22 protein-coding genes are annotated in these 24,706 nt (G+C 41.2%); 9 read left to right on the forward strand and 13 right to left on the reverse strand.

From position 1 onward, the window contains the following. Positions 1–31 precede the first annotated feature (31 nt). Both F8R90_RS08400 and F8R90_RS08405 read right to left on the reverse strand, forming a co-directional pair. Positions 32–1,210, reverse strand: coding sequence for a TIR domain-containing protein (locus F8R90_RS08400; RefSeq protein ID WP_196510374.1), 1,179 nt, complete (start codon positions 1,208–1,210; stop codon positions 32–34). Between the two features lie 400 nt (positions 1,211–1,610). Continuing rightward, positions 1,611–3,068, reverse strand: coding sequence for a protein adenylyltransferase SelO (locus F8R90_RS08405; RefSeq protein WP_196510375.1), 1,458 nt, complete (start codon positions 3,066–3,068; stop codon positions 1,611–1,613). A gap of 122 nt (positions 3,069–3,190) precedes the next feature. Here F8R90_RS08405 and F8R90_RS08410 point away from each other — a divergent pair, with 122 nt between their 5' ends. After that, positions 3,191–3,862 (forward strand): SMI1/KNR4 family protein, encoded by a 672-nt coding sequence (locus F8R90_RS08410; protein WP_196510376.1) that lies wholly within the window; start codon positions 3,191–3,193, stop codon positions 3,860–3,862. 443 nt (positions 3,863–4,305) lie between these two features. On the opposite strand, the gene F8R90_RS08415 is transcribed toward F8R90_RS08410, so the two are convergent. Further along, entirely contained in the window at positions 4,306–4,881 is a 576-nt protein-coding gene (locus F8R90_RS08415) for a GNAT family N-acetyltransferase (protein WP_196510377.1), read from the reverse strand. A gap of 396 nt (positions 4,882–5,277) precedes the next feature. Between F8R90_RS08415 and bioB the strand changes: the two genes are divergently transcribed. Next, the gene (gene bioB, locus F8R90_RS08420; protein WP_196510378.1) at positions 5,278–6,285 is read left to right on the forward strand and encodes a biotin synthase BioB; all 1,008 of its coding nucleotides are present in this window, start codon (positions 5,278–5,280) and stop codon (positions 6,283–6,285) included. A gap of 87 nt (positions 6,286–6,372) precedes the next feature. Here the strand turns inward: bioB and F8R90_RS08425 are convergent, their stop codons facing one another. Continuing rightward, positions 6,373–6,867, reverse strand: a complete 495-nt coding sequence (locus F8R90_RS08425; RefSeq protein ID WP_196510379.1) for a MarR family winged helix-turn-helix transcriptional regulator — start codon at positions 6,865–6,867, stop codon at positions 6,373–6,375. A 110-nt stretch (positions 6,868–6,977) separates the two neighbouring features. Here F8R90_RS08425 and F8R90_RS08430 point away from each other — a divergent pair, with 110 nt between their 5' ends. Beyond that, the gene (locus tag F8R90_RS08430; protein ID WP_196510380.1) at positions 6,978–7,868 is read left to right on the forward strand and encodes a DMT family transporter; all 891 of its coding nucleotides are present in this window, start codon (positions 6,978–6,980) and stop codon (positions 7,866–7,868) included. A 69-nt stretch (positions 7,869–7,937) separates the two neighbouring features. Here the strand turns inward: F8R90_RS08430 and petL are convergent, their stop codons facing one another. Continuing rightward, positions 7,938–8,033, reverse strand: a complete 96-nt coding sequence (petL, locus tag F8R90_RS08435) for a cytochrome b6-f complex subunit PetL (protein ID WP_100899295.1) — start codon at positions 8,031–8,033, stop codon at positions 7,938–7,940. Between the two features lie 152 nt (positions 8,034–8,185). Between petL and aroB the strand changes: the two genes are divergently transcribed. Next, on the forward strand, positions 8,186–9,277 hold the full coding sequence (gene aroB / locus F8R90_RS08440) for a 3-dehydroquinate synthase (RefSeq protein WP_196510381.1): 1,092 nt from the start codon (positions 8,186–8,188) through the stop codon (positions 9,275–9,277). 76 nt (positions 9,278–9,353) lie between these two features. After that, the gene (locus F8R90_RS08445; RefSeq protein ID WP_230966197.1) at positions 9,354–9,467 is read left to right on the forward strand and encodes a transposase; all 114 of its coding nucleotides are present in this window, start codon (positions 9,354–9,356) and stop codon (positions 9,465–9,467) included. Here F8R90_RS08445 and F8R90_RS08450 read toward each other — a convergent pair. The 5 genes from F8R90_RS08450 to F8R90_RS08470 form a co-directional block, all read right to left on the reverse strand. Further along, a complete protein-coding gene (locus F8R90_RS08450; RefSeq protein ID WP_196510382.1) occupies positions 9,448–9,699 on the reverse strand; it encodes a hypothetical protein in 252 nt (83 codons plus the stop codon). The genes F8R90_RS08445 and F8R90_RS08450 overlap by 20 nt on opposite strands. Positions 9,700–9,702: 3 nt before the next feature. Further along, the gene (locus F8R90_RS08455) at positions 9,703–9,921 is read right to left on the reverse strand and encodes a hypothetical protein (protein WP_196510467.1); all 219 of its coding nucleotides are present in this window, start codon (positions 9,919–9,921) and stop codon (positions 9,703–9,705) included. 79 nt (positions 9,922–10,000) lie between these two features. Continuing rightward, positions 10,001–10,996, reverse strand: a complete 996-nt coding sequence (locus tag F8R90_RS08460) for a PRC-barrel domain-containing protein (protein ID WP_196510383.1) — start codon at positions 10,994–10,996, stop codon at positions 10,001–10,003. A gap of 58 nt (positions 10,997–11,054) precedes the next feature. After that, complete coding sequence (gene smc / locus F8R90_RS08465; RefSeq protein WP_196510384.1) at positions 11,055–14,702, reverse strand: chromosome segregation protein SMC; 3,648 nt, start codon at positions 14,700–14,702, stop codon at positions 11,055–11,057. Positions 14,703–15,282: 580 nt separating this feature from the next. After that, complete coding sequence (locus F8R90_RS08470; RefSeq protein ID WP_196510385.1) at positions 15,283–15,756, reverse strand: BON domain-containing protein; 474 nt, start codon at positions 15,754–15,756, stop codon at positions 15,283–15,285. A gap of 628 nt (positions 15,757–16,384) precedes the next feature. Between F8R90_RS08470 and F8R90_RS08475 the strand changes: the two genes are divergently transcribed. Both F8R90_RS08475 and F8R90_RS08480 read left to right on the forward strand, forming a co-directional pair. After that, positions 16,385–17,305, forward strand: coding sequence for a ribonuclease D (locus F8R90_RS08475; RefSeq protein ID WP_196510386.1), 921 nt, complete (start codon positions 16,385–16,387; stop codon positions 17,303–17,305). Between the two features lie 366 nt (positions 17,306–17,671). Continuing rightward, complete coding sequence (locus F8R90_RS08480) at positions 17,672–18,514, forward strand: tetratricopeptide repeat protein (RefSeq protein WP_196510387.1); 843 nt, start codon at positions 17,672–17,674, stop codon at positions 18,512–18,514. A gap of 135 nt (positions 18,515–18,649) precedes the next feature. Here the strand turns inward: F8R90_RS08480 and F8R90_RS08485 are convergent, their stop codons facing one another. Further along, positions 18,650–20,305, reverse strand: a complete 1,656-nt coding sequence (locus F8R90_RS08485) for a sodium:solute symporter family protein (RefSeq protein WP_196510388.1) — start codon at positions 20,303–20,305, stop codon at positions 18,650–18,652. A 9-nt stretch (positions 20,306–20,314) separates the two neighbouring features. Then, the gene (locus F8R90_RS08490) at positions 20,315–20,596 is read right to left on the reverse strand and encodes a DUF4212 domain-containing protein (RefSeq protein WP_190890283.1); all 282 of its coding nucleotides are present in this window, start codon (positions 20,594–20,596) and stop codon (positions 20,315–20,317) included. Positions 20,597–21,355: 759 nt separating this feature from the next. Here F8R90_RS08490 and F8R90_RS08495 point away from each other — a divergent pair. Beyond that, positions 21,356–21,979: a site-2 protease family protein gene (locus F8R90_RS08495; RefSeq protein WP_196510389.1), complete on the forward strand. Its 624-nt coding sequence runs from the start codon at positions 21,356–21,358 to the stop codon at positions 21,977–21,979. 183 nt (positions 21,980–22,162) lie between these two features. Here the strand turns inward: F8R90_RS08495 and F8R90_RS08500 are convergent, their stop codons facing one another. Further along, positions 22,163–23,554, reverse strand: coding sequence for a hypothetical protein (locus F8R90_RS08500; protein WP_196510390.1), 1,392 nt, complete (start codon positions 23,552–23,554; stop codon positions 22,163–22,165). Between the two features lie 594 nt (positions 23,555–24,148). Here F8R90_RS08500 and F8R90_RS08505 point away from each other — a divergent pair. Then, complete coding sequence (locus F8R90_RS08505) at positions 24,149–24,541, forward strand: agenet domain-containing protein (RefSeq protein WP_230966198.1); 393 nt, start codon at positions 24,149–24,151, stop codon at positions 24,539–24,541. The last annotated feature ends 165 nt before the right edge of the window (positions 24,542–24,706 follow it).

Below are 24,706 nucleotides of genomic sequence, written 5' to 3' on the forward strand. Positions count from 1 at the left end.
ATTAGCGATTGAGAAACCCTTCAAATGTCCTTTATGGATTTAGCATCATTTTTGCAAAAATAATTTCATTAACAATATCCATGACATCATTTATTACATCTTCTGCTGTTGATGGATCATGGATATATTGATTCAGTGACTTGAATTTTTCCGGTGAGATATTTCCCATTAGTTTACTATCCCAATTTTGTAGCATTTCGTCGAACACTTTTTTGGCATCGCCATTAGTGCATACAATAGGAATCACCGGAATTTTTTCTTGTTTAGCATACAGATAAGTCTCATAAGTTCCGCCAACACCCCCCAGAAGAATAACCAAATCTGAATGTCGCAAACAATCGAGCCATTCATTAATACCTGACTCCGTATATTCGACTTTTCCACCCTTAAATACAGGTTGTTTTCCTCGCGGAACAACGTGTGTTAACTTCTCGGTTAAGCGGATATTTTGTTGCGCGATTTTTTCAGCAAACTTATCAGCTACAACATAATCTACTCCCTCCCATCCACCTGTTATCAAGTTATAGTTATATTCTGCTATTTTTTCACCAAGCTTTTGAGCGCACCAATTGATTTCATTAGGAATATTAAAGTATCCTGTGCCTGCAACTAAAATACTTTTTTTACTTCTGAGTTGAACAGCATCATTTTTAATAGAATCAGTAAGCTGATTGATAAATGCATTAAAGTTATGTGATGGATCAATGCTTAATTTATCCGAGATAAAAAACATGAATTCATCAATTTTTTGGGAAATTTCTATAATTTTTTCAGCCACATCATACATTGCTGAATGTTTATGAGAAGATAGTTCTGAACCGATGAGTTGTTTGATTTTTTCTCTCTGTTGCTTCCAGTATTTTATGTACTCGCTCTTACCTTCTTTGGTATATACATCGGCATCCTGTAAAACAACTGGAAAAACTTTTTGCTCATAATCCTTGCGTTTCATGATTTCAACAGCTTCAAACATACAGTATTCCGATCGCAAATATTTGTCGCTGACAACAACAATCACATAGTTACCACGCCCGATTTCCTGCATGAAGTTCTGTATACTTTTGCCTAGTGTTAAGTAATTGCGATCGCGAATTAAGTTGTAATGTTCAGAAACAAGTGCTGCACAAATTTTATCAACTAATTCTTCGCGTTGACTGCCTAATTCACTCTGGTTATCTTTCCATGCATACGATATGTATATCTGATTCATTTTTTTTAGATTTTCTTAGATGCTATAGAGAAGTTTGGAAACAATGAGTGAATAGAATTTACTACTACATAAACTCTCGTCCATCTACGTGGACTAAAAAATAGCCCGCGAGGCAAAGATGACTCGGAGGGTGGGTTTTCAGCTATCAAAAGTTTGGATTTGTGTCTGTGTAGTTGTGATTTATAATCGCCAATACTAAATAAAATTTTACTTTTATATTTGACAACTGACCTACGTATTTTCTCGCAATTCAGATTTCTGTATTTCTACAATTCGCATTGCTTGTAGAGACGTTGCAATGCAACGTCTCTTATCTTATTAGATTATTCGTCGTGTCAGTTACAGCAGATTTAATCTCAATCAGTCTGTCGCTATGAAAAAGAAAATAGCTGTAATCTTACTATTTTTTAGACTGAATTTGCTGCACTAAATCATAAAAAGGTTGCCAATTATCTTCCTGAGCAATTGATTCCCAAATAGATTCAATCACAGGTCTTAATAATGCTGTTTTAGGATTATGATCAGCTAGAGTTTGGGCAATTACATCGATGCGCTCGCGCTCCAAATCATTCAAAATTTTATGGTATAGTATGCACCAATCATCAAAAATTCCTGACGCACCCGGTACTGGTACAATATCTGAACTATTCATCACAAAACCTGGCTCATCTCGCCATTTAGATGAAAAAGTCCGAGCCATCTCATAAAAGAATTGGTGATAACCAACTTGGCTCTCTTTCAAGAATTCAATCGTGAGATTTAAGAGTTCCTTAGCTTCTGGATGCGGCAACTCCATAAAACCTAACTTTTTCAACATCAAAGAACTGTATTCAGCTTGATAATACTCATCAAACATTGCTAATCTAGCTTCCATTTCGCCTTTATCAATAATTGCCTTTAAAGGTTCCTGGAACATTTGTAAATTCAACTGACAAATACTTGGTTGATTACCGTAACAATAGCGTCCATAATAGTCAAAATATGCAGCTATAAAGGATGGGTTGTAAGTTGGGATAAACGCGTAAGGGCCATAGTCAAAACTCTCTCCAGTAATCGACATATTGTCAGTATTAAGGACTGCATGACAAAAACCAGCCGCCATCCACTGCGCTGCTAGTTCTGCAACCCGTTTAACTAATTCGGCGTAAAACAAGGCATATTTATCTTGTTCATCACTTAAGTGTTGATAATACTGCTCAATTACGTGGTCTAACAGCTTCTTAGTTAAATCTGGACGCTGGAAATAGTGCAGTCGCTCAAAAGTGCCAAACCGAATATGAGAACTGCTCATCCTAATCATCACAGATGAACGGGTAGGCGAAGGTTCATCGCCCCGCCAGAGGGGTAAACCTGTTTCAATCATACTTAGACAGCGCGAGGTACGTACACCCAATTGGTGTAGTGCTTCGGCAGCCAAAACTTCCCGCACCCCACCTTTGAGCGTGAGCATACCATCGCCACCACGGGAGTAGGGCGTTCTCCCAGAGCCTTTCGTGCCAAAATCGTACAATTTGCCATCAGTGGCACGTACTTGTCCGTAGAGAAAGCCTCTACCATCACCTAACTGTCTGTTATATTCACCAAATTGATAGCCGTGGTAACGTAGTGCCAACAAGGGTTTACGCCCCTGAAATTTGCCAAAAGCTGTGATAAAATCTTCGTCTTTGACTACTTTGGCGTCTAAACCCAAGCGGGGTAGTAGTGCATCGTTACGCCAACGCAGGAGGTGTTGAGGAAATTCCTCTGCTGCAACCTCATCGTAGTAGTCGTCGCCTAGAGATTCTAAAGCGCTTTCGTAGTTGAGGGAGAGAAAAGGATTGCTAGAATTTTTGTAGTTTGGAGTTTCGGCCAGAGTCATTACGAGCAAAGCTTAATTCATTCTTCCCTTAATACTACCTCTGGCTTCAGCATCAGCATAGACGCAAAAAGCGACCCATATCTAAAATATGGCAGCGTCACCATCAAAATCTGGAGCGCATAATGGATAAAGTTTTGCAATTAAAGAAAAAGTTAACTCAATTAGCTATTTTAGACGCTACATTTGAGGTTTTCGGCTCAGAATCACACCAATATAAATTCAAACCTTGCTTGAGTAACAAAGATATTCAAGTATTTGAATCTAGATACAATATTACGCTACCAAGTGAATATAGAAACTTTCTCTTAGAAGTTGGTAATGGTGGTGCGGGGCCAGGATACGGGTTATCTGGATTGTCGGGAATTGAATCTGAAGATGTCACCCCAGAAAAACTATACCAAGATAACTACGAAATTCTCTCTAAACCATTTCCTTTAACAGAGGCATGGAATGATTTGGATTTGATTGTCAAGAATAATACGGGTTTTGTTATCAACAATGATGCCTACTTCGATGATAAATTTATCCAGGGCACTCTCACCATTACAAATTATGGTTGTGGAATTTATGCGATGTTAGTCATTACCGGGGAGCAGTCAGGAAAAATCTGGATAGATGACCGGACTAATGATAATGGGATATATCCTGCTTCTTTGAGTTTTTGTCATGCTTTCCATGACACCGACCCTGATGATTTTCATGCAGATAGTGATGAAGATCAGCCTATAAGTTTTTATGATTGGTATGAAGACTGGCTTAACCGAAGTTTGGATCAAATCCGCCAGTCTTTGTAAGTCGTAATTCGTAATTCGTAATTCGTAATTTTAGGCGAAACACTCACGCATAATTACACAATATTGGGAGCTATAATTATAGCAATTCTAAATCATTCGTAAGATTTGTGAATTCTGTTTTTTCTCTTTTGGTTGACGTACTTAGCAGGTCATCATCACCTAAATTACTCACTTAGTTTCAGATAGGATTGCTATACTTCGGGATTTGTACCCCTAATAAATCAATTATGAATTACGTTATTAAGCTCATCCCATCCCCTTTTAGGGGTGGGATTTCACGTTAACTGATGACGGTTGACGGTTAACAGTCAACAGCGGCGGGGCGGCTATCCCTGTCACCCCAAAAGCAAGTGGGCTTCCCGCCGCCTTGGTAAGTCAGACGTTCCTACGTTGCTAATGCTTCGTTATTCGCTATCGAGGGTCATTATCCATTACGAATTATTTTAATATTGAGGTGCTTGCCAATTAGGATTTATGAGACTTGTCAAAATATGATCTTCCCATTGCCCATTAATTAACAAATAGTCTCTAGCATATCCTTCAACAACAAAACCGAGTCTTTTGAGTACATTGCCACTACGCTGATTGTGAGGCATATAATTAGCCATAACCCGATGAAAATTTGACTCTTGAAAAAGATATTGAGTTGCGGCTTTTAAAGCTTCTGTCATATATCCTTTACCTTGTTTACTTTCCGCAAGGCTATATCCCACATAGCAAAAATGAGCGGCTCCTCGGACAAAATTACTAAAATTTACAGTTCCAATAATTACGGTTGGATGTTTTTTCGTAAAAATAAATAGCTTTAATGATTGACCATTAATAAATTCCAGAAAGCTATTCTCTATCTGATACTGCCAATATTCTTCAGTAAAAAAACCATCAGCCCAAAGAGGGTAGAATGGAGTAAGATAAGTTTTGTTATGAATAAAGTATTTGAGAATTTGGGGTATATCTTCATGGATCGCCGCTCGTAAGAACAGGCGATCGCTTGTAATTAGTGGCAGTTCTGATATCATAAATTACTTCATCGACGGGATCTCTTCCCGGAACATTCTCTAGATTTTGTAAATTCTCTCATAACTCGCGGTTTCGCAGCAGTGAGATTAGCTGTATTATTATGTTCCAATTTGGATAATCAGTGATCTAAGTATGGGTGTTTTGCCAAAAATGCCATTCTTCCGCTTTACTTCCAACAGATAGGGTGAGTATTTTTGCTGTGAATCTGCCATTCCACCAAAATCTTGATAAGCTGATGTCTAATATCTAGAGCCAAAGGATTGAGAGCCAATGGGTGATAAAGGACAGTACGCGGCATAACTTCGATAAAATAGCTTTGCCCAAACGCTGTACCGCCGGAAATTAAACCAAAAGACAGCTCAAGATTTAACCCAGTCTACAAGAAGGATAGTGATGTGGTGGGAATACGCTACGATTGGCAGGAATTAGAGATTCGGGCGATATACAACACGCCATTGCTAGAGCTTATTTATCAAGCTGCTAGCGTGCATCGCCAATATCATGACCCAACAAAAATACAAGTTTGTAAGCTTATATCTATTAAAACGGGAGGTTGTCCAGAAGATTGCAGCTACTGTGCTCAATCTTCCCGCTATAAAACAGAGGTAAAGGCGCAAGCACTCTTAGAAAAAGAAACAGTAGTTAGCATCGCCCAGAAAGCTAAAGAAACTGGTGTCAGTCGTATCTGCATGGGTGCTGCTTGGCGCGAAGTGCGGGATAACTCACAATTTGAGGAAGTCCTGGAAATGGTCAAGGATGTGACCGCAATGGGTTTAGAAGTGTGCTGCACTCTGGGTATGTTGACGGCAAATCAGGCCAAGAAATTAGAAGAAGCGGGACTTTACGCCTACAACCATAACTTAGATACCTCGCAGGAATATTACAGCACAATTATTACCACGAGAACTTATAGCGATCGCTTGAACACAATTGAAAATGTCCGTCAGACAAATGTTACCGTATGTTCCGGCGGTATTCTGGGTTTGGGCGAAACTGTCGATGACCGGGTTGGCATGTTACAAACTCTGGCAAATTTACATCCGCATCCAGAGTCTGTGCCAATTAATATTCTTTCCCAAGTACCGGGCACACCCTTAGAAGATCAGCCTGATGTACCCATTTGGGATATTGTGCGGATGATTGCCACAGCCAGGATTTTAATGCCAGCTTCTGATGTGCGTCTGAGTGCTGGGAGAGCTAGGCTTTCTCAAGTTGAACAAGCTTTCTGCTTTATGGCAGGAGCCAATTCTATTTTTTCCAGCGACGATAACAAAATGTTGACGGTGACAACTCCCTGTCCAGATTATGATACTGACCGAGAAATGCTGAATTTACTTGGTTTGGGGATGCGTCCGCCTTCCCAAAGACAAGAGAAGGTAGCAAGTCCGGCTGTTGTCGGATAAATATTTGATTTGGTGTAAAACATTTAGTCGAGGATTTAGATCCAGACTAAATGTTTTTTGTTATGTCCTTCTTGAACAAGGTAGCCGCTATTCTCCTTCAAATGAAGTCAAGAGCTTTCTTAAAAGCACAACAAGTAATTCCCGCTCTGACTGCTCCAAAACATTGAGGATGCGATGCTCATTGGCAACATGAGCTTCTACGGCTTTCTCGATTAAGTTGAAACCTTCTTCTGTCAGTTTGATTAAAGTACCGCGCCGATCGCTCGGATCAGGAATTCTTTGTACCAACCCAGCTTTCTCAAGTTGGTCAACGCGATGGGTCATTGTACCCGATGAAACCATCAAAGTGTTAAACAATGCCGTTGGTGATAGCTGGTAAGGAGCACCAGAGCGACGTAAGGTAGCTAACACATCAAATTCCCCAAGATTCAGACCAAACTGAGAAAACGTCTCTTGGATTGCGTGTTCAAAATGCTTGGCTACCCGTCCCATCCGCCCAATTACTCCCATTGGCGATACGTCCAAATCAGGACGCTCACGTTGCCATTGCGCCAAAATCATATCGACTGAATCGGAAGCCATTGTGCTGATTGCTTATGCAAGTTTCTTGATATCAAATATCTTAACATCAAGATAAATGCTAAAATCTCGATATCAAGTATCTTGATGTCGAGATAAATATCATGAAGATCATGAAGATAAAGACTGCCGGAAGGTTTGATATTTGGCTGACAGCCTTAGCACCAGCAATCTGGGGAACTACGTACATTGTGGCAACCGAACTTTTGCCACCGAATCATCCGTTGTTAGTTGCAGCTTTGCGATCGCTACCCATCGGTATTTTTTTAACCGCAAGTTTGCGACAACTCCCCAAAGGGATTTGGTGGTGGCGGATTTTGCTGCTGGGAGGGTTGAATATTGGTATTTTTCAAGCCTTGTTGTTTGTGGCAGCCTATCGTCTTCCCGGTGGAGTAGCAGCAACAGCCGGAGCAATTCAACCGCTATTAGTAGTGATATTTTCGTGGCTATTACTGGGCGATAAACCATCAAAACGAGCGATTATCGCTGCAATTACCGGATTTATTGGCGTTGGTTTATTGGTTGTCAGCCCTGCGGCTCGTCTTGATTGGATTGGAATTGTCGCTGCGATCGCGGGAGCAGTAACAATGGGCTTAGGAACGACATTAACCAAACGCTGGAAACGTCCAGTTTCTCTGCTGGTGTTTACGGCATGGCAATTGGCGATCGGCGGGATGATTCTTTTACCTATTGCCCTAGTTGTTGAAAAACCGTTGACTCACCTGAGTGTGACAAACCTATTGGGATTTGTCTATTTGGGTTTGGTGGGAACTGGGTTAGCTTATATGCTTTGGTTTCGCGGAATTGAACGATTAAAAGCCACAGCTGTTTCTTGCTTGGGATTGATGAGTCCGGTAGTTGCAACACTGATGGGATTTCTTGTGTTACATCAAACACTAACACCAATTCAACTAAGTGGAGGAGCGATCGTACTAGTGAGTGTTTTAGTGGGACAACAAACTAATCTATTAGGCGATCGTTCGACTACTTTTAAGCGAAACTAGTTATGAATTGAGGGACAGACAGAATGCCCGTCCTTCAATCATCGGTTGATAGGTTGAATGTATCTCTCGTTAAATTATTTTGGCAGTCCGCAAACCGAACAGCAGACCGACAGCCAAACCAAAGAACAAAGCTAAAAAGCCGATGTAAGCGACAATTGCAAACATTTATGTTTCTCCACAATACTTTCTAAATCTATTGAATCATTAGTTGTTGGGCATTGAGCATTGGAAAACTTTTCCCTAATCTCCAGTCCCCAATCCCCAATCCCCAGATTGCGATAGAATACAGCCCACGGGCGCTTGTTAGGGATTGGGCAATGACTTCTGTAATTAATGTGAATTTACCAGAGCAGTCTTATGAGATTGCGATTGCACCTTCGAGTTTAGATCAACTGGGTCAGCAGATGGCCAGTCTGAAGCTAGGCAAGAAGGTATTGCTGGTTTCTAATCCGACGATTTTTAAGCATTTTGGGGAAAGAGCGATCACATCCCTAACATCTGCTGGATTTGAAGTTGCTAGCTGCACCCTACCACCTGGTGAACGCTACAAAACCCTCAATTCCATCCAAAAACTTTATGATATCGCCTTGGAAAACCGCCTAGAACGTTCTTCTACTATGGTGGCTTTGGGAGGTGGTGTAATTGGCGATATGACTGGCTTTGCGGCCGCAACTTGGCTGCGCGGCATTAATGTTGTCCAATTGCCTACAACTCTCTTGGCGATGGTGGATTCCGCAATTGGTGGCAAAACTGGCGTGAATCATCCCCACGGTAAAAACTTGATTGGGGCATTCCATCAACCACGCTTGGTTTTGATTGATCCAGAAGTATTGAAAACTCTTCCTATGCGTGAGTTTCGGGCAGGAATGGCAGAAGTTATTAAGTACGGTGTAATTTGGGATGCCGAATTATTTGCCCAATTGGAAGCAAGTAAACGCCTCGACCAACTCCGTTATGTAAAACCAGACTTGATAAACTCCATATTAACGCGCTCTTGTCAAGCTAAAGCTGATGTTGTTAGCAAAGATGAGAAAGAAGGTGGATTGCGGGCAATTCTCAACTATGGACATACCATCGGTCATGCAGTGGAAAGTTTGACTGGTTATCGTCTAGTAAATCACGGTGAAGCGGTGGCCATTGGCATGGTAGCAGCCGGACAAATTGCTGTGGATTTAGGACTGTGGCAAAAGGAAGACACGGAACGTCAAAACGCTTTAATTCAAAAAACGGGTCTACCAACTAAGTTACCAACTGGAGTAGATATTGAAGCAATTATTGAGGCGTTGCAATTAGATAAAAAAGTCAAAGCTGGGAAAGTGCGGTTTGTTTTACCAACAGAGATTGGTGTAGTGACAGTTACCGATGAGGTGCCATCGGAAATTATTCGGCAAGCGTTGCGGGGAATGTGAACAATTTACAATTTAACAAGTTGCTCTGTCCAACGTATCCGTGTTTTAGAAGGGACATATCGTTGAAAAACTGTCGTTGAATATCAGGGAGTGGGATTGCCCTAATTGTGGAACGTACCACGACCGAGATATCAACGCCAGCCGTAATATTTTGGCGGTGGGACACACCGTTACAGCGAGATTTGCTTAACTTCTGATTCCACAGCAGGCAAAGCACTAAAGCCATGACGAGATTGGCTGATACCGCCGACGATCGCATCAATGCGGTTTTTTTGGAGCGATCGCGCATTTATCAATTGTCTACGACGGTAGAGTTTTCCCCATTGATTCAGTGCATAAGCTTCTGCTTGAGCATCTTTGATTTGCTGTGCAGACTTGACTGTGAGTGGAGTCGCAAACTCAGGTTTGTCGTAATTGAGCAAAAGTCAGTAAATCGCAAAGTTTTCCTCAAGAGCGATCGCTAAACTTTGCTCTAATATTTGTTGACTCTTGCCATCGCTAATTATTTGCAATGCTAAACCAAGCGATCGCAATCCACTAACTTTGACTTCCGAATCTGGCATTGTTCCCAGCTTTTGAGTCAGTATTTCTAACTGTAGAGGGTACTCTCTCCAACCGCGATCTTCTCTGGAATAACGCAGCATTCATAAAATAGTCACCTTTTGTTCATAAAAAAAGCCCCCTCCTCGCTTGCGCGAGGAAGGGGATGAGGGTGGGGATAGTCTAATATCCGCCTTCTTCTTCGTATTCTGGCTGCCTTTCTTTAACTTTCTTGGGAATATTCACGGGCTTGGGCGCATCTTCCCAAGCATCGCCGTCTACATCGTCATAATCATCGTATTCATCAACGTATGGCTTACTGTAGGGCTGGGCTTCATACTTTAGCGGCTGCGGTTGTTGATACCTGTCGCTACCCGTTGCTTCGCTCCAGTTATCTTCTTCCTCGTCTTCTTCGTATTGAATAGACTCATACTGCCGCGCCTTCATTACCTGACGCTGTGGCCTTTCCTCTTCCACATAGTCTTCTGTCCATTCTTCTTCCCGCGCTACAGGTTCGGGGGCGCGAACTTTTTGCCTGGGTGGCTGCAATGGCACTCCACTAGGCAGTTGATTGGCTGGTGCAACTTGGCGTGGTGGAGTATAGCCGTATTCTTCTTCTATATCGCGCTCCCAAGGTGCTTTGCCGATACCCAAACGCTCTAGTAAACCAACTGTCAACTGGTTTACCCGTTCTTCGGCTCCCTCAAACACAATCAACCGATTAGGGCCAGTGCTGACAATTTCATCCACTGAGAACTCGTAAGTGCTGAGAAATTGATCGGGAATTTGGGGCAATCCTAAAGAAGCAATAACTATGGAGTTAAGCTTTCCGGTTTCGCCGTTGAATTTGAAGCCGCGAACTTTGCCTAATACTTCACCTGTTTCTGTAATTACTTCCCAGTTAATCAGATTGCTGAGAGATTCAACTTCGATATCTTCAATTGCATCTTCGTTATCAACTAGGATGACATCACCAATCTGGCTGATGTTGTTGAGGTACATATAGCGCGGTATGCCCGAAATAGAGATCAGGCTGTCTCGCAAACCAAGAGCCACAACCTCTCGTTGATCAATATCAACCCAGACTTGACTGATGATGCCTAACCGCTTGCCGTTATCGCGGGTAATCACCTGGGTATTTAATATGTCGGAACGCCTAATTATCTGTTCAGAGGTCATTCTATACCGAGTCCTGATCTCCAATCCGGTTTATATATACACTATTATTAACAAAAATTCAAGCAGATGTATTGGATGATTGTAACTTAATCCCCAAAACTTGAGTGTAAGCTCCTCGTGCTTGAGTAACGCCAATTGTGCGTTCGGCTGATTCTATCATCGGACGACGCAAACTCACAACTATAAATTGCGCTTGTTGTGACTGTTGTTTAATCATTCTAGCTAATCGTTCTACGTTTGCCCCATCTAGAAACATATCTACTTCGTCAAAGGCGTAAAAGGGCGATGGGCGGTAGCGTTGCAGGGCAAAGATGAAGCTCAAAGCTGTAAGTGATTTTTCTCCTCCAGACATGGAAGCTAGGCGCTGTACGGGTTTGCCTTTGGGGTGTGCGACTAAATTCAGTCCGCTACTAAAGGGATCTTCGGGATTTTCGAGTTGTAAATAGCCGTCACCGTCGGAAAGAATGGCAAAAATCGATTGAAAGTTTTCGTTGACAGCATCGAAAGCTTCTTTAAAGGCAAGTTGGCGCAATGTGGTAAAGTTTTCAATCCGCAAAAGTAGTTCAGTGCGCTCCCCTTCTAGTGTCTCTAATTTTTGCGTCAGTTCTTGGAGACGGTTTTGGGTGCGTTCGTATTCTTCTAACGCCAGCATATTAACAGGTTCCATTGCCTGTAAGCGTTTAGTAAGCGATCGCAATTCTTTTTGCAATTCTTCCAAATCTACCTGATCTGGAACTTCCGGCAAGGGATTTGGTAATTCTGCCCCCAGATCCCGCAACTGGCTTTGCAGTGCAATTAGTTCCTCCCGCCGCTTCTCTTGGGTTTCTTTGAGTTTTTCGATTTCCCATTGCAATTGTTGCTGGCGCAAAAGATGCGATCGCACTTCCTGTTCTGTGGCGTCGCGTTTTTGTTTCTCTTCTCCCAAATTCTGTTCCATTTGACTCAACGATAAACGGGTTTGGGTGATTTGCTCGTCTATCGTTGTGATTTGTGTGGAGACGCGATGAATCGCTTCTCTACAAGAGATTTGTTGGGTTTCGTATTCGGTGATTCGCGTTTCTGCTTCTTGGCTTTTTTCTTGTAAACGTTGTTGCTGATTTTCCAAATTTTTTAATCTTTGTTCAGCTTCGCGTAATGCTGTCTCCCGTTGTTGCAATTGTTGCTCTTGAATTTTAATAGTCGCCTGGATTTGTTGCCATTCACTGGGAGTTTGAGATGCTTCCAACTCTGCTAAAGCGTGTCGCAATTGTTGCAACTGAGATTCTTGTCCAGGTAATTCCCGCTCCAAAATTTCCAATCGGGATTGAGCAGTGGCTAACTTTTCGCTGTTTTGGGCGAGTTGCGATCGCGTCCCCTCTAGTTGCGCTGTTAAATTTTTAATATCTTTCTGCAACTGTTCCAATTGCAACTGCTGTTCGCGCCGCGCCTGTCGCGCTTCTGCGAGTTCCTGCGTGAGTTTTTTGGTTCTGGCTGACAAAGTTGCGATCGCTTCCGTACAACGCTCTAAAACCCGCTCAATGTCCACCAAGCGAGTTTTTAAAGCGATCGCTTCATCAGATTCCGCCGCTTCCGCATTGCCAAAGCGCAACGCTGAACGATTGCTGTTGCTACCACCAGTCATTGCACCGCTAGTTTCCAGAAGTTCCCCGTCTAAGGTGACAATGCGATACAGTCCTAAATTTTTCCGCGCCGCCTCAAGGCTGGAAAAAACTACCGTGTTGCCGAAAACATAGCTAAATACATCTTTGTAACGGCGATCGCAATCGACTAAGTTAACAGCATAATTAACGAAACCGCTAGCAAAACGCAGCGTTGCATCTTGAGTAAATTTGGGAGCGTGAATTTTATTCAGCGGTAAAAAAGTTGCCCTCCCTGCACGCTTCTGTTTGAGCAATTCAATACCCGCTGCGGCTACACTATCATCTTCCACCACAATATGTCCCAAGCGCCCACCGGCAGCCATTTCCAAAGCTAGCTGATGGCGGGGTTCCACCTTTCCTAACTGCACAACTAAGCCACAAAGTCCAGGCATTCCCGATTGTAAAATGACTTTACTAGCTTGGGTTCCTTGGACTTCTTGCTGTGCTTGCGCTTGCGCTTCTATTTTATCCAACTGGCGTTGTTTTTCCCGTTGTTCAGAAAGTAAGCGTTTTTGAGTTTCCTGTTGGATTTGTAATTCTTGTTCTGTGGCTGAGAGATTTTGGGCTAAATTTTGGATGGGTTCGCTAGAGGCGTTAAATTCTGTTTCAACTCGACTGCACTCGGCTTGTTTTTGGGCTAATTCGGGTTCGTCGCGTTCAATTAACTGGGTTTGCTCTTGGATTAACTGCTGTAACTGATTATTGCGTTCCCGGAGTTGCGCTTGTTCTGTGCGTTGTGGTTCTAGAGTTTGCAGCAGAGTTTCAATTTGGCGGTTGAATGCCGTTTGTTGCTGCACCCACGCTTCAGAAGCCGAGGCGATTTCTGCGGCGGCTTCGCGGGAGGTTTGTAGAGCTTGGTGGGCTTCATTCCTTTGGTGTTGGGAAGACGCGATGAATCGCGTCTCTACAAGCTGGGTTTCGGCAATTTCTGCTAGGGAATGACGGTGTTTTTGAATATCTTGTTGAGTTTGAGCTAGACGTTTGGCGGTTTCTTGGGAAGCTGTTTCTAATTCTGTGAGTTGACGCTGGAGTTGTTTTCGTTCTGCTTCTTGGGTGGCGAGGGTAGATTGTACCGCCAAAAGTTCATCTTCACCCAATGCTTTCACATGGGCGTTGAGTTGTTCAAGTTCAGCAGTTTTTTGAACGATTTCGGAATTTAGGTTTGTGAGTTGGTTAGTGAGTTCAGTAGAATTGCGATCGCCTGTTTGAATTTCGTGAACTAACTTTTCTTGTTGTGCTTGCAAGGAACGCCATGATAAAACAGCTTCCCACGATTGTTTCGCTAGAAATTCCGTGCGGAGTTTTTGATATTTCTCAGCTTTAGCACGATCTTGGGAAAGGCGATCGCATTGTGCAGTTAATTCCGTCTCAATAATCCGACAACTATCTTCCTTTTCCTTCACCTCATCTAAAGTTGATTTGGCTTGGATAATTTTGCGATCGAACGCCGCCACCCCAGCCAATTCATCAATAATTTCCCGCCGTTCCCGCGCATTCATCGAGATAATGCTGGTGACATCCCCTTGCAGCACCACGTTATAGCCTTCAGGATAAACCCGCAGGTTACTTAGTTGCTGATGCAACTCTGTGAGCGTGCAAGCTTCACCATTGATATAGTAATTTGACGTGTAACTTCCTTGGTGAGTGACTCGCAGCCTTCTAGTAACACTCCACTCTCCCGATTTTGGATTTTGGACTTCGGCTTCGCTCAGTTGAACGACTTTGGATTTTGGATTTTCTTCCTCTGCTTCCTCTGTTTTCTCACTCTGCACCTTTGCGTCTTTGTGTGAGATTTCATCCGACAAATCAAACGTCACAGTGACACTAGCCTCAATAGAAGCACGTCCTTTAGAGGTTTGGGTGTTATTTACCAAATCTGGCAGGCGATCGGCTCGCATCCCCTTAGAACTAGAGAGTCCTAGGCAAAATAGCAGTGCATCTAAAATATTCGATTTACCCGAACCATTTGGCCCAGATATGACAGTACACCCCGGTAGCAAAGGGACTGAGGTAGTGCCACCGAAGGATTTGAAGTTCGTAAGTTCCACGCGCTTGATGTGCACCATAGGCGCTGGTTCACTGGGCTAATGAAGAACAAGTGTATCAACTAATTAAAAATTCGCAAGAGGGTAGGAGGGAAATTTAGGATTATCGTAGACGAGTAGCAGCTTACCGCAGAGGCCCAGAGAACGCAGAGGAGCTAAGGAGAGTTTTGCAGGGAATTGAATTGGAAGTAGATAAAGTATAGATTTTAATGCAATAACCAATTTAAAAAATAATATCCCCAACTTCTTAGATAAGCTGGGGATTTGTCTTTAGTGCAAAAAGAAAAAAGCAAGAGACGCGATTTATCCCGTCTTTGCTATAAACCTAATCAAAAACAGGACTTATATACCGATTTTCATTTGAATGAGTTACATGGTATGGACGCACTATCATACGTGTCAACTTAAAGTTAAAACCAGTCTAGAGGCGGAGCCTCCCTTATTAGCGGCAGCAGCCCAATGAGCATCATTTCCAGCCTCTTGCTAGAAACGAGGTTTGCAAAGGCTTTTGGTTGAAGTTGACACCAATGGTTGATACCTCGCGCCTTATAGGCGGTCTTTCAACTCAGCACTCTTCGTTTGCAAAGTGCTGTATATTGTCCTATAGCTTTTTCACAGCATCAACTTTTGCTTCCACCTTCACTGTTTTCACACCTTGAACTTCCTTAGCCAAGGTTTCAGCTTTTTTAAGTTCTTCAACAGAAGCCGCTGTGCCTTTGAGGATAATTTCACCCTCTTTGTTTTCAACTTGTAACTTATTGCCTGGTAAGCCTTTATTCAACTTTTCGCTAACTTCATTTTTCAAGTTGCTCTTAGCTTTTGTTGCTGCCGTTTTTTCAGAATCGGTTTTAACTTTAGTGCCTGTACTAGCTGCTAAAGGAGTCGTTCCTTTTGCTGGAATCTTAGTAGTAGTTTTATCCGCAGTTTGATTTATCTGAGAAGCTGGTGTTGCTGGTGCTTGAGCAGCTTGATTGGTAGTGCTAGGAGTTTCCAAACCAGTTTTAGGAGCTTCTTGGCAGCCAAAAGTACCAACTACCAAAATGCCACTAACTAGCAATAGAATTAGTTTTTTCATTATCTATCTCCGAATTGAGTACTTGAAGCGATTAATTGATGTGTGTGTCAAAATAATCCGTAATTGATAATGACGCTAGCGGACTCGCTAACGTAATTCGTAGTTGCACTTCTAGAGGGTTTGCCCCCTCCACTATCTTGTTGACCACTAAATTTTTAACTTAGTGTTGGCTTTGTACCCTGTTAATTACGAATTACGAATTATTTAGTCATAGTGAGGAGCAGATGTTAAAAAACAATTAAAAATGAAGTAGCAAAAGTGCCTAAGCAAGCGCTCAGGTTACTGGAAATTCAAACTTAGACGATTTCTTGAAGCTAAGTTTTTGCACTCAGTTTTGAGAAATTCCAATTCCATTTTCCTGACGGCTGCTAACCAGGATGGCTCTGCATACAGCCTGTAGCTCTCAATGAATTTAACGTAGATGCTGAGTAGCTCTTTCAATGGTAGATTATGCCACCCCACAGTGGTGACTCGATGTTATCAGATTTAAGTCAATTTGGCGATGTCTATAACGAATTCCAAATTTCAGCCTTTTTGCAATCCTGTGGCAGCAAAATTACCAACAAAATGTTACTTTATAAAACTATGGCTTACTTACAATAGCCTAAATATCAGGAAAAATTAGCCAATGCCCTACCTTACTTCTGCCAGCGAAATTAGTGACATTGTTGCTGAATATACCAGTGTTAAAACTCTGTGGATAGATACAGAAGTGGCTGACTATAAAAGTCGTAATCCCCGACTATCACTGATTCAGGTATTAGATAATCCTCAAGATATGAGTGGCGATCGCGTCTACCTTTTAGATGTCCTAGATCAGCCTGACATTATAGCTGAATTTATTGAAGAAATTATGATAAATTCTGCTATTGAAAAAGTTTTTCACAACGCCAGTTATGATCTAAAGTTTCTCGGTAACAAGAAAGCCAAAAATATTACTTGCACCTTGGAAATGGCAAAAAAAATCCCTTATTATCTTTTGCCATTACCCAACTACCAACTCAAAACTATAGCTACAGCACTTTGTAGTTTTAACAATATCGATAAACAAGAACAACAAAGCGATTGGGGAAAACGTCCCTTGACTGAAGAACAGATAGAGTATGCTTACTTAGATTGTATTTATCTTGCACAAATCCACTCAATTTTGTTAGGATTACAAGCCCAAGCTAGCCCCGACCCCGCAACGGAAGAATTAATATCACTAAGTACCAGATACTCGCAACTTGAGCAGCAATGGAAGTTGTTGAATTCAGAATTTGAGCATTTGCAAGAACGCATGAAAAAAGCCATGCAGGCTCAGAATATATCTGAAACTTCTTATTACAAACTGACTAGCTATGAGCGTACTACAGTCAAAGCTACTTTTACAGAATTAGCAAGGCTAGCACAAAGTGAAGGTATTAATTTAGATTTTCCCATTACACTAACTCAAAAACTCCAAAAAGATTTAGGGCAAAATCTGGAACAACTTTCTGTAGATATTGACAAAACTACTTCTTGGCGACTAACTCCCAAAACTCAAGAGAGTGAAACAGAAGATGAGTAAATTGTTCATCAGGCTACAAATGCCAGAATTTATGGAGTTATTATTTAGAATAAATCTAAATATTTTAAATATATTTTTTCAATAAGTATTCTAAAAGACATGAAGGACAGTAGTTTTCTGTTCAAAAATCCCTTGTCAAGAAGCTAAGAGATGACAATAGGAAATAGCGAAACTGGTATTTTTTATACTTCGTAATTTATCATCTATCCTACACATAATAATTAAATAAAGTTAGTGAATATCAAGTAAAATTGTCATTTGATTTTATACTTCTATCAAAAGTTAGAATAATTATTGAGTTCAAGAATTAAAATCTAGATTTTGATACTAATTTCGTTCAGGCGTTATGACGGTTTATATTAAATTATGAGACGGCGTTTATTTGGGCAAAAGCGAACAAGGGTAAGTAAAATATTTACCATAGCTATTTTTACTACATTGACTACAATTAGCAGTATTTCTTGTAGTAAGAATGACAATGTGTTGGTGACAGAAATAGGAGTCAGCCAACCTAGCCGTCGTTCAGCGACAACATCCAAAGGTGGGGAATTCTATCTTCAGGGAAAGAATCAGCATTTAAATGGTGATTTACAAGCTGCGATCGCTTCATATAGTAAGGCAATTGATCAAAATTCTCAATATGGCGCTGCTTACAACGGGCGGGGATTAGCCTACTTTGATTTGGGAGACAAGGAAAAAGCGATCGCAGATTACAATCAAGCCCTTCGTATCAATTCTAACGACGCGGAAGCCTATAATAACCTGGGGAATGCCCGCGCCTCACTAGGAGGTAACAGAGAAGCAGTTAAAGATTACAGTGAAGCGATTCGTCTGAATCCCAACTATGCCGAAGCCTACAATAACCGGGGGAATGCCCGCGCCACCAATGGAGACAAAAAAGGCGCACTAGATGATCTTGACCAAGCAATTCTCCTCAACCCCAAATATGCGATCGCCTATAATAACCGAGGAAATGCCCGTGCTGCCAATGGAGATCCACAGGGTGCGATCGCAGATTACAATCAAGCCATTCGCCTTAACCCTAACTTTGCCCCTGCCTACAATAACCGAGGAAATGCCCGCGCCACCAATGGAGACAAACAAGGGGCACTCAAGGACTTGGAACAAGCAGCAAGCATTTTTCAAAATCAAGGTAACAACGACTTATATCAACAAGTGACAAAAAACATCAAAGAACTTGGACAGTAGGGAGTAGGGGAAGAAGCAAGGGAGCAGGGAGCAGGGAGCAGGGAGCAAGGGAGAAGAGTTTTTCCCTCAGCCCCCCGTACCCTGCCCCTCTGCCTCTTTTCAATGTCCAATGCCCCATGCTCAATCCCCAATGCCTTATTCTTCAATCAATGGGCTGCGGAGGTCTTCTACCATCGCTTGAATTTCTGCTGGAGGAGGTGGTGTTAAGCGCGAAACCACTAGGGTAACAGCAAAGTTAATTAGCATACCCAAAGTACCAATTCCTTCAGGAGAAACCCCAAAGAACCAGGGTTGCATACCTCCAAACTTGACACCAACAATGTAGATGATCGTAAAAATTAAACCCGTCAACATGCCGGCGATCGCACCTTCGGAATTGGTGCGTTTGTCGAAAATTCCCAGGAAAATCACCGGGAAGAAACTAGCAGCGGCTAAACCAAAGGCAAAAGCCACTACTTCACTCACAAATCCCGGCGGATTCACCCCAAAATATCCGGCGAGGACGAGGGAAAAACCTACCATAATCCGCCCGACAAACACCCGTTTTTCTTCTGAGGCTGATGAATCGATGATCCGGTAGTAGATATCGTGGGCGATGGAACTGGAAATTACCAGCAATAAACCTGATGCTGTAGACAAAGCAGCAGCCAAACCGCCAGCCGCTACCAAGCCAATCACCCACGGAGGCAAGTTAGCTACCTCTGGGGTAGAAAGCACAATGATATCTCGGTCAATCTTGATTTCATTGGTGTCTTTGTTTGGGGTTAACTGGAAACGCCGATCCTTATTGATGTCATCAAAAGCCAACAGTTTAGTTTTTTCCCATTTGGTTGCCCAGTCTAGCTGCTGCACTTCTGCAACCGTCTGATTGTGCAGGGAATCGATCAGGTTGTAGCGGGCAAACATGGAGAGGGCTGGAGCAGTTGTATAAAGAATAGCGATAAATAGCAATGCCCAACCAGCAGAAAAGCGGGCTGCACGCACACTCTTGACTGTATAAAATCTGACAATAATATGGGGCAAGCCAGCAGTGCCCACCATCAAAGCAATGGTGGTGAACAGCACATCTAGCATCGATTTGTTCACAAACGGCTCAGTATACGGCTTAAACCCCAGGTCAACCTGAATTTTATTGAGTTTGTCAGCAATATCACTGAAGGTAAATGCTAGCTGGGGAACAGGATTACCAGTGAGAAACCAGGCGATCGCGATCGCTGGAATCAGGTAAGCAAAAATCAACACACAGTATTGTGCTACTTGTGTCCAGGTAATGCCTTTCATCCCTCCCAACACAGAGAAAAAGCCGACGATCACCATACCGATGATCACACCTGTATTGATATCTACTTGTAGGAAGCGGCTAAAAACAATGCCCACGCCCCGCATTTGCCCAGCAACATAGGTGAGGGAGACGAAAATGGCTGCAACTACTGCCACCAGACGAGCAATATTAGAGTAGTAGCGATCGCCTACGAAATCTGGCACTGTATACTTACCAAATTTCCGTAGGTAAGGAGCCAGTAATAATGCCAGCAGCACATAGCCACCAGTCCAGCCCATTAAATAAATAGAACCGTCGTAGCCCAAAAAAGAAATCAGCCCCGCCATTGAAATAAACGAGGCTGCGGACATCCAGTCGGCGGCTGTGGCCGCACCATTAGCAATTGAAGGTATCCCTTGACCTGCTATAAAGAAGTCTTTACTATTCTCGACTCGTGATTGCCAACCTATATAAATGTAGGCGAGGAAGGAAAGTCCAACTAATACAATAGTCCAAATTTCAACTGACACGGTTTTTCCTCACTTCTTGAGATTGTATTTGTTGTCTTGCTTGCTGAGATTGTATTTGCGGTCTAGCTTATCCATTTGAAAGGCATAAATGAAAATCAAGGCCACAAATACCAGGATTGATCCTTGTTGCGCCATCCAAAAGCCAAAAGGAACGCCAAAAAACCGTATCGCATTCAAAGGTTGAACCAACAAAATACTGAAAACTAGGGAAACCAATGCCCAGACAATTAAAAGATTACGAATTAAAGCAGTATTAGCACGCCAATAAGAACGGCGCTGATCTTCATCCATTGTTGTTCATCATCATTGCGTTGGTGCATCAAAATAATACCAATAAGCTGTTAATATCCTCTCTAATAACTGTATTAATTTTTAAATTATTTAGTAAATAATATTTACTTTAAAAGTATCAAATACAACTAAATAATGACTAGCTGAGAATTTGTCTATGGTCAGTTATGAACAAATGTTGGTTGATGAAGCTGAAATATCCATTAAATCATTGATACACAATAATTTTATATACAAAACTTTTAAAATATATTACGTGTTATTTACTAGAAATTTTGCAACTATAAATGCTATGAATTGACTTTTTACAGCTATACAAGCAATTTACGCTATAAAATCGAGTAAAGTTAATTAAAAAAGATACGAATAATTACTATAGATTATTACTTAGTTACGTTAGTAACATTAATATAATGATCTTGTTATTACACACATGGCCCATTACGAAAAGATAGTAAATTATTATACTAATACTGTCTTACACAGCTTTCCGATGCATTGCAGCCGTTATAGATGAGAACTTCGATCATCATGGTGAGAAAAAGCTGATTTCAAGCAACTGATTTGCTTCATTCTCAGCAACCAACGTCTCCATAGATTTTTTAACTAGTTTTGGAAGCCTCGCAAAAATAACTTACCTAATTTATTGGTGAGCAACCTTGATTCTCAAGGTTTGCAGTTTTTAAATTGGGTAACTTTTTCGTGCGTGTCTTCGGAAAGTGCGGATTTTAGCTTTAACCATACCACAAGCCAGAATATATGTTTATCCAAACACTCATCACAGAGCCGATTCATTTTTTCAGAATCGTTGTAATTGTCATATTCTCCATCACTGTGCATGAACTTGCTCACGGCTGGGCTGCGATGAGTCAGGGAGATAACACTCCACAAAAAACTGGTCATCTCACACTTAATCCTATAGTTCACATGGGTAAGGAATCAATCATCTTTCTCTGTCTCATGGGTATAGCTTGGGGACAAATGCCCGTCAACCCATCTAAGTTTCGCTCTCCCAAGCTAGGCAATATTTTGGTATCCGCAGCTGGACCATTATCAAATCTGGCTTTAGGCATTCTATTTATTTTGATGCTTAAATTTCTCTCTAATCCGAGTCTATCAGGGCTTTTGAGTGGAGAATTTCTTTACTTAGCGGCTCGGATAAATTTGACCTTATTTCTGTTTAATCTGCTGCCAATTCCACCACTGGATGGTTTTCAAGTTTTCAGTGAAATTTTTCCTCAGCTAAAGCCACTGCAATATAACCAATTCGGAATTTTTGCAATGATGCTTCTATTTATAATTCCAGAATTTGGGACGGGACTTAGTGAGATTGCTCATTTAGTTATCCAATCGGCGCTTGGGGGAGAATCAGCAGCTTCTTAAACAAAAATAGATTATTTATATAGTAATCCTATTTTATTTGTGAAAATTGAAAGCCATGCAATACTGTTTGGTTAAGGCAAGAGACGGCGATTTATCGCGTCTTTGTGATGATTTATCGCGTCTGTCTTTGTGATCTCGAATATTCAAAAACCTTAACCGAGCAGTATTGGGGGGTCTTGTCGATCACGAATGATTTAGGATAGCCACCTTTTTGCTATAATATTCAGTCTTGGCATAGATGCTGATAATACTATTACCAACTGCAAAAAAAGTACCTTCTTGCTCATCTTTAGAAAATTGTAAATTTGGGTATTTAGCAGCAGCTTCTTCAGCAGTCATAGGTTTTGCTTGCATTTGTTCTGGCAATACTCCAGTACAACCAATGTAAAATACCAAAGGAGAAATCTTATCTCGATAGATATTTTCTACATATTGTTCTAACTTGGTATTTGCTGCCGTTAAAGCTGCAACTATTTCCTCTTTACTGATCTGCTTACCAGCTTGTTTATCTTGCAATAAATGCGCCAAAGTATCAGCACCGACTTTCTTAAGAATACCTACGACTATCCCATTTTGCTCAAGCCCAAGAAAATCATCAAAAATTGATTTCATAAACTCGTCAACTTTCGTAATTTTGGTGCGTGATGACAGCAACCTGTGCCTAAAAGCGAGATTCTCATTCAGTGCGATCGCAAAACTCGGATTAATGATAATTTCTCCAGTTTCTTTGTCATAAAAGCGATACATTCTATTCAAAAACTTGTTAGCAGAATGAAACTTATTCAGGTTAAGAATATCTTGACTACCGATATCAATTTTATAGCTCAATCTTGAGTCAAGGGTGCCATTAACTAGAGCTTCATGGATGTCTGTGTATTCATTAGTTGTAGGGAAGTTGATGTAAACACTTTTGGACAGATAGTGCTTTTTAAACTCCTCTAACTGTCCTGCTACAAATACATCTGACTCCTTTTTCAAGTAAGCAGAAATAATACTAGTAAGTACTTTAATTTCTGCGAGTTCATTGAATAGTCCATCAATGCTGCTGTAACGGCTATTAGCAGCTACAAGTGGCAAGTTATCTAACTGAATGGTATATTCAGCACGAAAGTCAAATTCTTTTGCATCTAACACACCTTTTTCTTTGAGTGAGTCAAATGCTTTTTTACTGCTGATTTTGACTTGTAAGGACTTGACGTTTATTTTGCCGTCACTGACAATCGTGTAATTATTAAAGCTATTAAGGTCATTTACTAGCAAACCTGCTACCTCAATAGTGGGGATTTGGTCTTCAAATTTGGCAAGTTTGACTTTCCGTTTGATAAGCATATTGATAGTAGCAGTATTCCGATTAAACTGAAACTCGCCCATACCAACATACTCGGCATTATCTATATTTTCTGTCCGCAACCAAGGCTGAAGCAGTTCTCTATTTTCGTTTCTAATACCTTGGACGCGCTTGATACCTGTCCTTTGATAATGTTCTTGTAGATGTTTGATGTTGACGATAATATTTTTGCGGTATTGTGCAAGAATTTGGATTAGTTCTACCAGAGAAATTTTATTATTCGTCATATTGCTGCCTTCCATACAAAGATCAAGAATCTTTTAAATCCACGGTTACTGAGGTTTATTACTCTTTCAAAATAAGCTATTATAACCGTGCAAAATTGAAAGAAAAACACACAATAAATTGATGCCAAAATGTTAAAATTGGCATATATCACACAAATATCGTGTGTTCATGATTGCATTCACTAACTAGCTACTATGGCATTCATTTACTACAAACTTTGGGCATCGCCTGGTAAACTTCGCGTTGCATACTCACCAGATGTTCTTTTATAGTACAAGTGTATCATAAAAATGCCAAGTTGTGTAGGCATCCCTTAGCGGCTGCCTCTCTAAGTCTACATTTCATAAATATTAAGTGCATCTTCATTGAGAATTTATATTACCTTTGAATTAGGTAAAATCGATAACTACTGTTGATTTGAAATGCGTTATATTTCGGCAATATCTTCATAATTAGCGGTAAAAATTCATAATTTATGCTGAGGCGATCGCTAATTTAATTCCATAAAAATAGTAACAGTTAATTGCAAATTTTGAATTAGATTTTTAGAAATCATAATCAAAATTCTGTTTTACTGTTTGAGGATATAAAAAATGATGAAAAACAAAGTATTGTTTGGTGCCATCTTTATAGCAACTTGGGTAGGAACATTAATCCCCAGTGCTTTTGCTGCCTCATCCTGTTCTTTAGGACAAAAGGCTGAGGTTCTTTGGGAGGAAGCATGGTATCCGGCAACGGTACTTAAGGTTAATGATGATAATTGCTATATTACCTACGATGGTTATGATAGTTCCTGGAATGAATGGGTTAGCGCTGCACGCTTCCGGGCATCATTTCAAGTTGGAGATTCAGTTAGAATCTTGTGGAAAGGAAAATGGTATCAAGGGCAGGTTTTAGAAGTTAGTAATAATCTTTATAAAATTACTTATGATGGCTACGATAGCTCTTGGGATGAGTGGGTTGAACCTTCCAGAGTAAGCAGATAGGAAATATCTCACTTTTATAAATTGGAAGGGACGATTTCACCTGTAGGAGTCGTCCCTTAAATTTTTTATAAGTAAGTCGGTGCAATAAAACCAAACTATGTAAACAAAAGTAAATAAGGCTCAAACTCTTTCTCCCCCTGCTCCCTGCCCCCTGCCTTATTGCAA

This window comes from Nostoc sp. NZL, from assembly GCF_015714705.1.
GTDB lineage: Bacteria > Cyanobacteriota > Cyanobacteriia > Cyanobacteriales > Nostocaceae > Nostoc > Nostoc foliaceum_A.

What these genes read in the sequence shown, in the direction of transcription:
- F8R90_RS08400 (WP_196510374.1), bottom strand. Translation starts at nt 1,210, where the DNA reads ATGAATCAGATATACATATCGTATGCATGGAAAGATAACCAGAGTGAA.
- F8R90_RS08415 (WP_196510377.1), bottom strand. Translation starts at nt 4,881, where the DNA reads ATGATATCAGAACTGCCACTAATTACAAGCGATCGCCTGTTCTTACGA.
- F8R90_RS08495 (WP_196510389.1), top strand. Translation starts at nt 21,356, where the DNA reads ATGTTTATCCAAACACTCATCACAGAGCCGATTCATTTTTTCAGAATC.
- aroB (WP_196510381.1), top strand. Translation starts at nt 8,186, where the DNA reads ATGACTTCTGTAATTAATGTGAATTTACCAGAGCAGTCTTATGAGATT.
- F8R90_RS08500 (WP_196510390.1), bottom strand. Translation starts at nt 23,554, where the DNA reads ATGACGAATAATAAAATTTCTCTGGTAGAACTAATCCAAATTCTTGCA.
- F8R90_RS08475 (WP_196510386.1), top strand. Translation starts at nt 16,385, where the DNA reads ATGCCCTACCTTACTTCTGCCAGCGAAATTAGTGACATTGTTGCTGAA.
- F8R90_RS08410 (WP_196510376.1), top strand. Translation starts at nt 3,191, where the DNA reads ATGGATAAAGTTTTGCAATTAAAGAAAAAGTTAACTCAATTAGCTATT.
- smc (WP_196510384.1), bottom strand. Translation starts at nt 14,702, where the DNA reads ATGGTGCACATCAAGCGCGTGGAACTTACGAACTTCAAATCCTTCGGT.
- F8R90_RS08405 (WP_196510375.1), bottom strand. Translation starts at nt 3,068, where the DNA reads ATGACTCTGGCCGAAACTCCAAACTACAAAAATTCTAGCAATCCTTTT.
- petL (WP_100899295.1), bottom strand. Translation starts at nt 8,033, where the DNA reads ATGTTTGCAATTGTCGCTTACATCGGCTTTTTAGCTTTGTTCTTTGGT.
- F8R90_RS08430 (WP_196510380.1), top strand. Translation starts at nt 6,978, where the DNA reads ATGAAGATAAAGACTGCCGGAAGGTTTGATATTTGGCTGACAGCCTTA.
- F8R90_RS08470 (WP_196510385.1), bottom strand. Translation starts at nt 15,756, where the DNA reads ATGAAAAAACTAATTCTATTGCTAGTTAGTGGCATTTTGGTAGTTGGT.
- F8R90_RS08460 (WP_196510383.1), bottom strand. Translation starts at nt 10,996, where the DNA reads ATGACCTCTGAACAGATAATTAGGCGTTCCGACATATTAAATACCCAG.
- F8R90_RS08480 (WP_196510387.1), top strand. Translation starts at nt 17,672, where the DNA reads ATGAGACGGCGTTTATTTGGGCAAAAGCGAACAAGGGTAAGTAAAATA.
- F8R90_RS08505 (WP_230966198.1), top strand. Translation starts at nt 24,149, where the DNA reads ATGATGAAAAACAAAGTATTGTTTGGTGCCATCTTTATAGCAACTTGG.
- F8R90_RS08425 (WP_196510379.1), bottom strand. Translation starts at nt 6,867, where the DNA reads ATGGCTTCCGATTCAGTCGATATGATTTTGGCGCAATGGCAACGTGAG.
- F8R90_RS08455 (WP_196510467.1), bottom strand. Translation starts at nt 9,921, where the DNA reads ATGCTGCGTTATTCCAGAGAAGATCGCGGTTGGAGAGAGTACCCTCTA.
- F8R90_RS08490 (WP_190890283.1), bottom strand. Translation starts at nt 20,596, where the DNA reads ATGGATGAAGATCAGCGCCGTTCTTATTGGCGTGCTAATACTGCTTTA.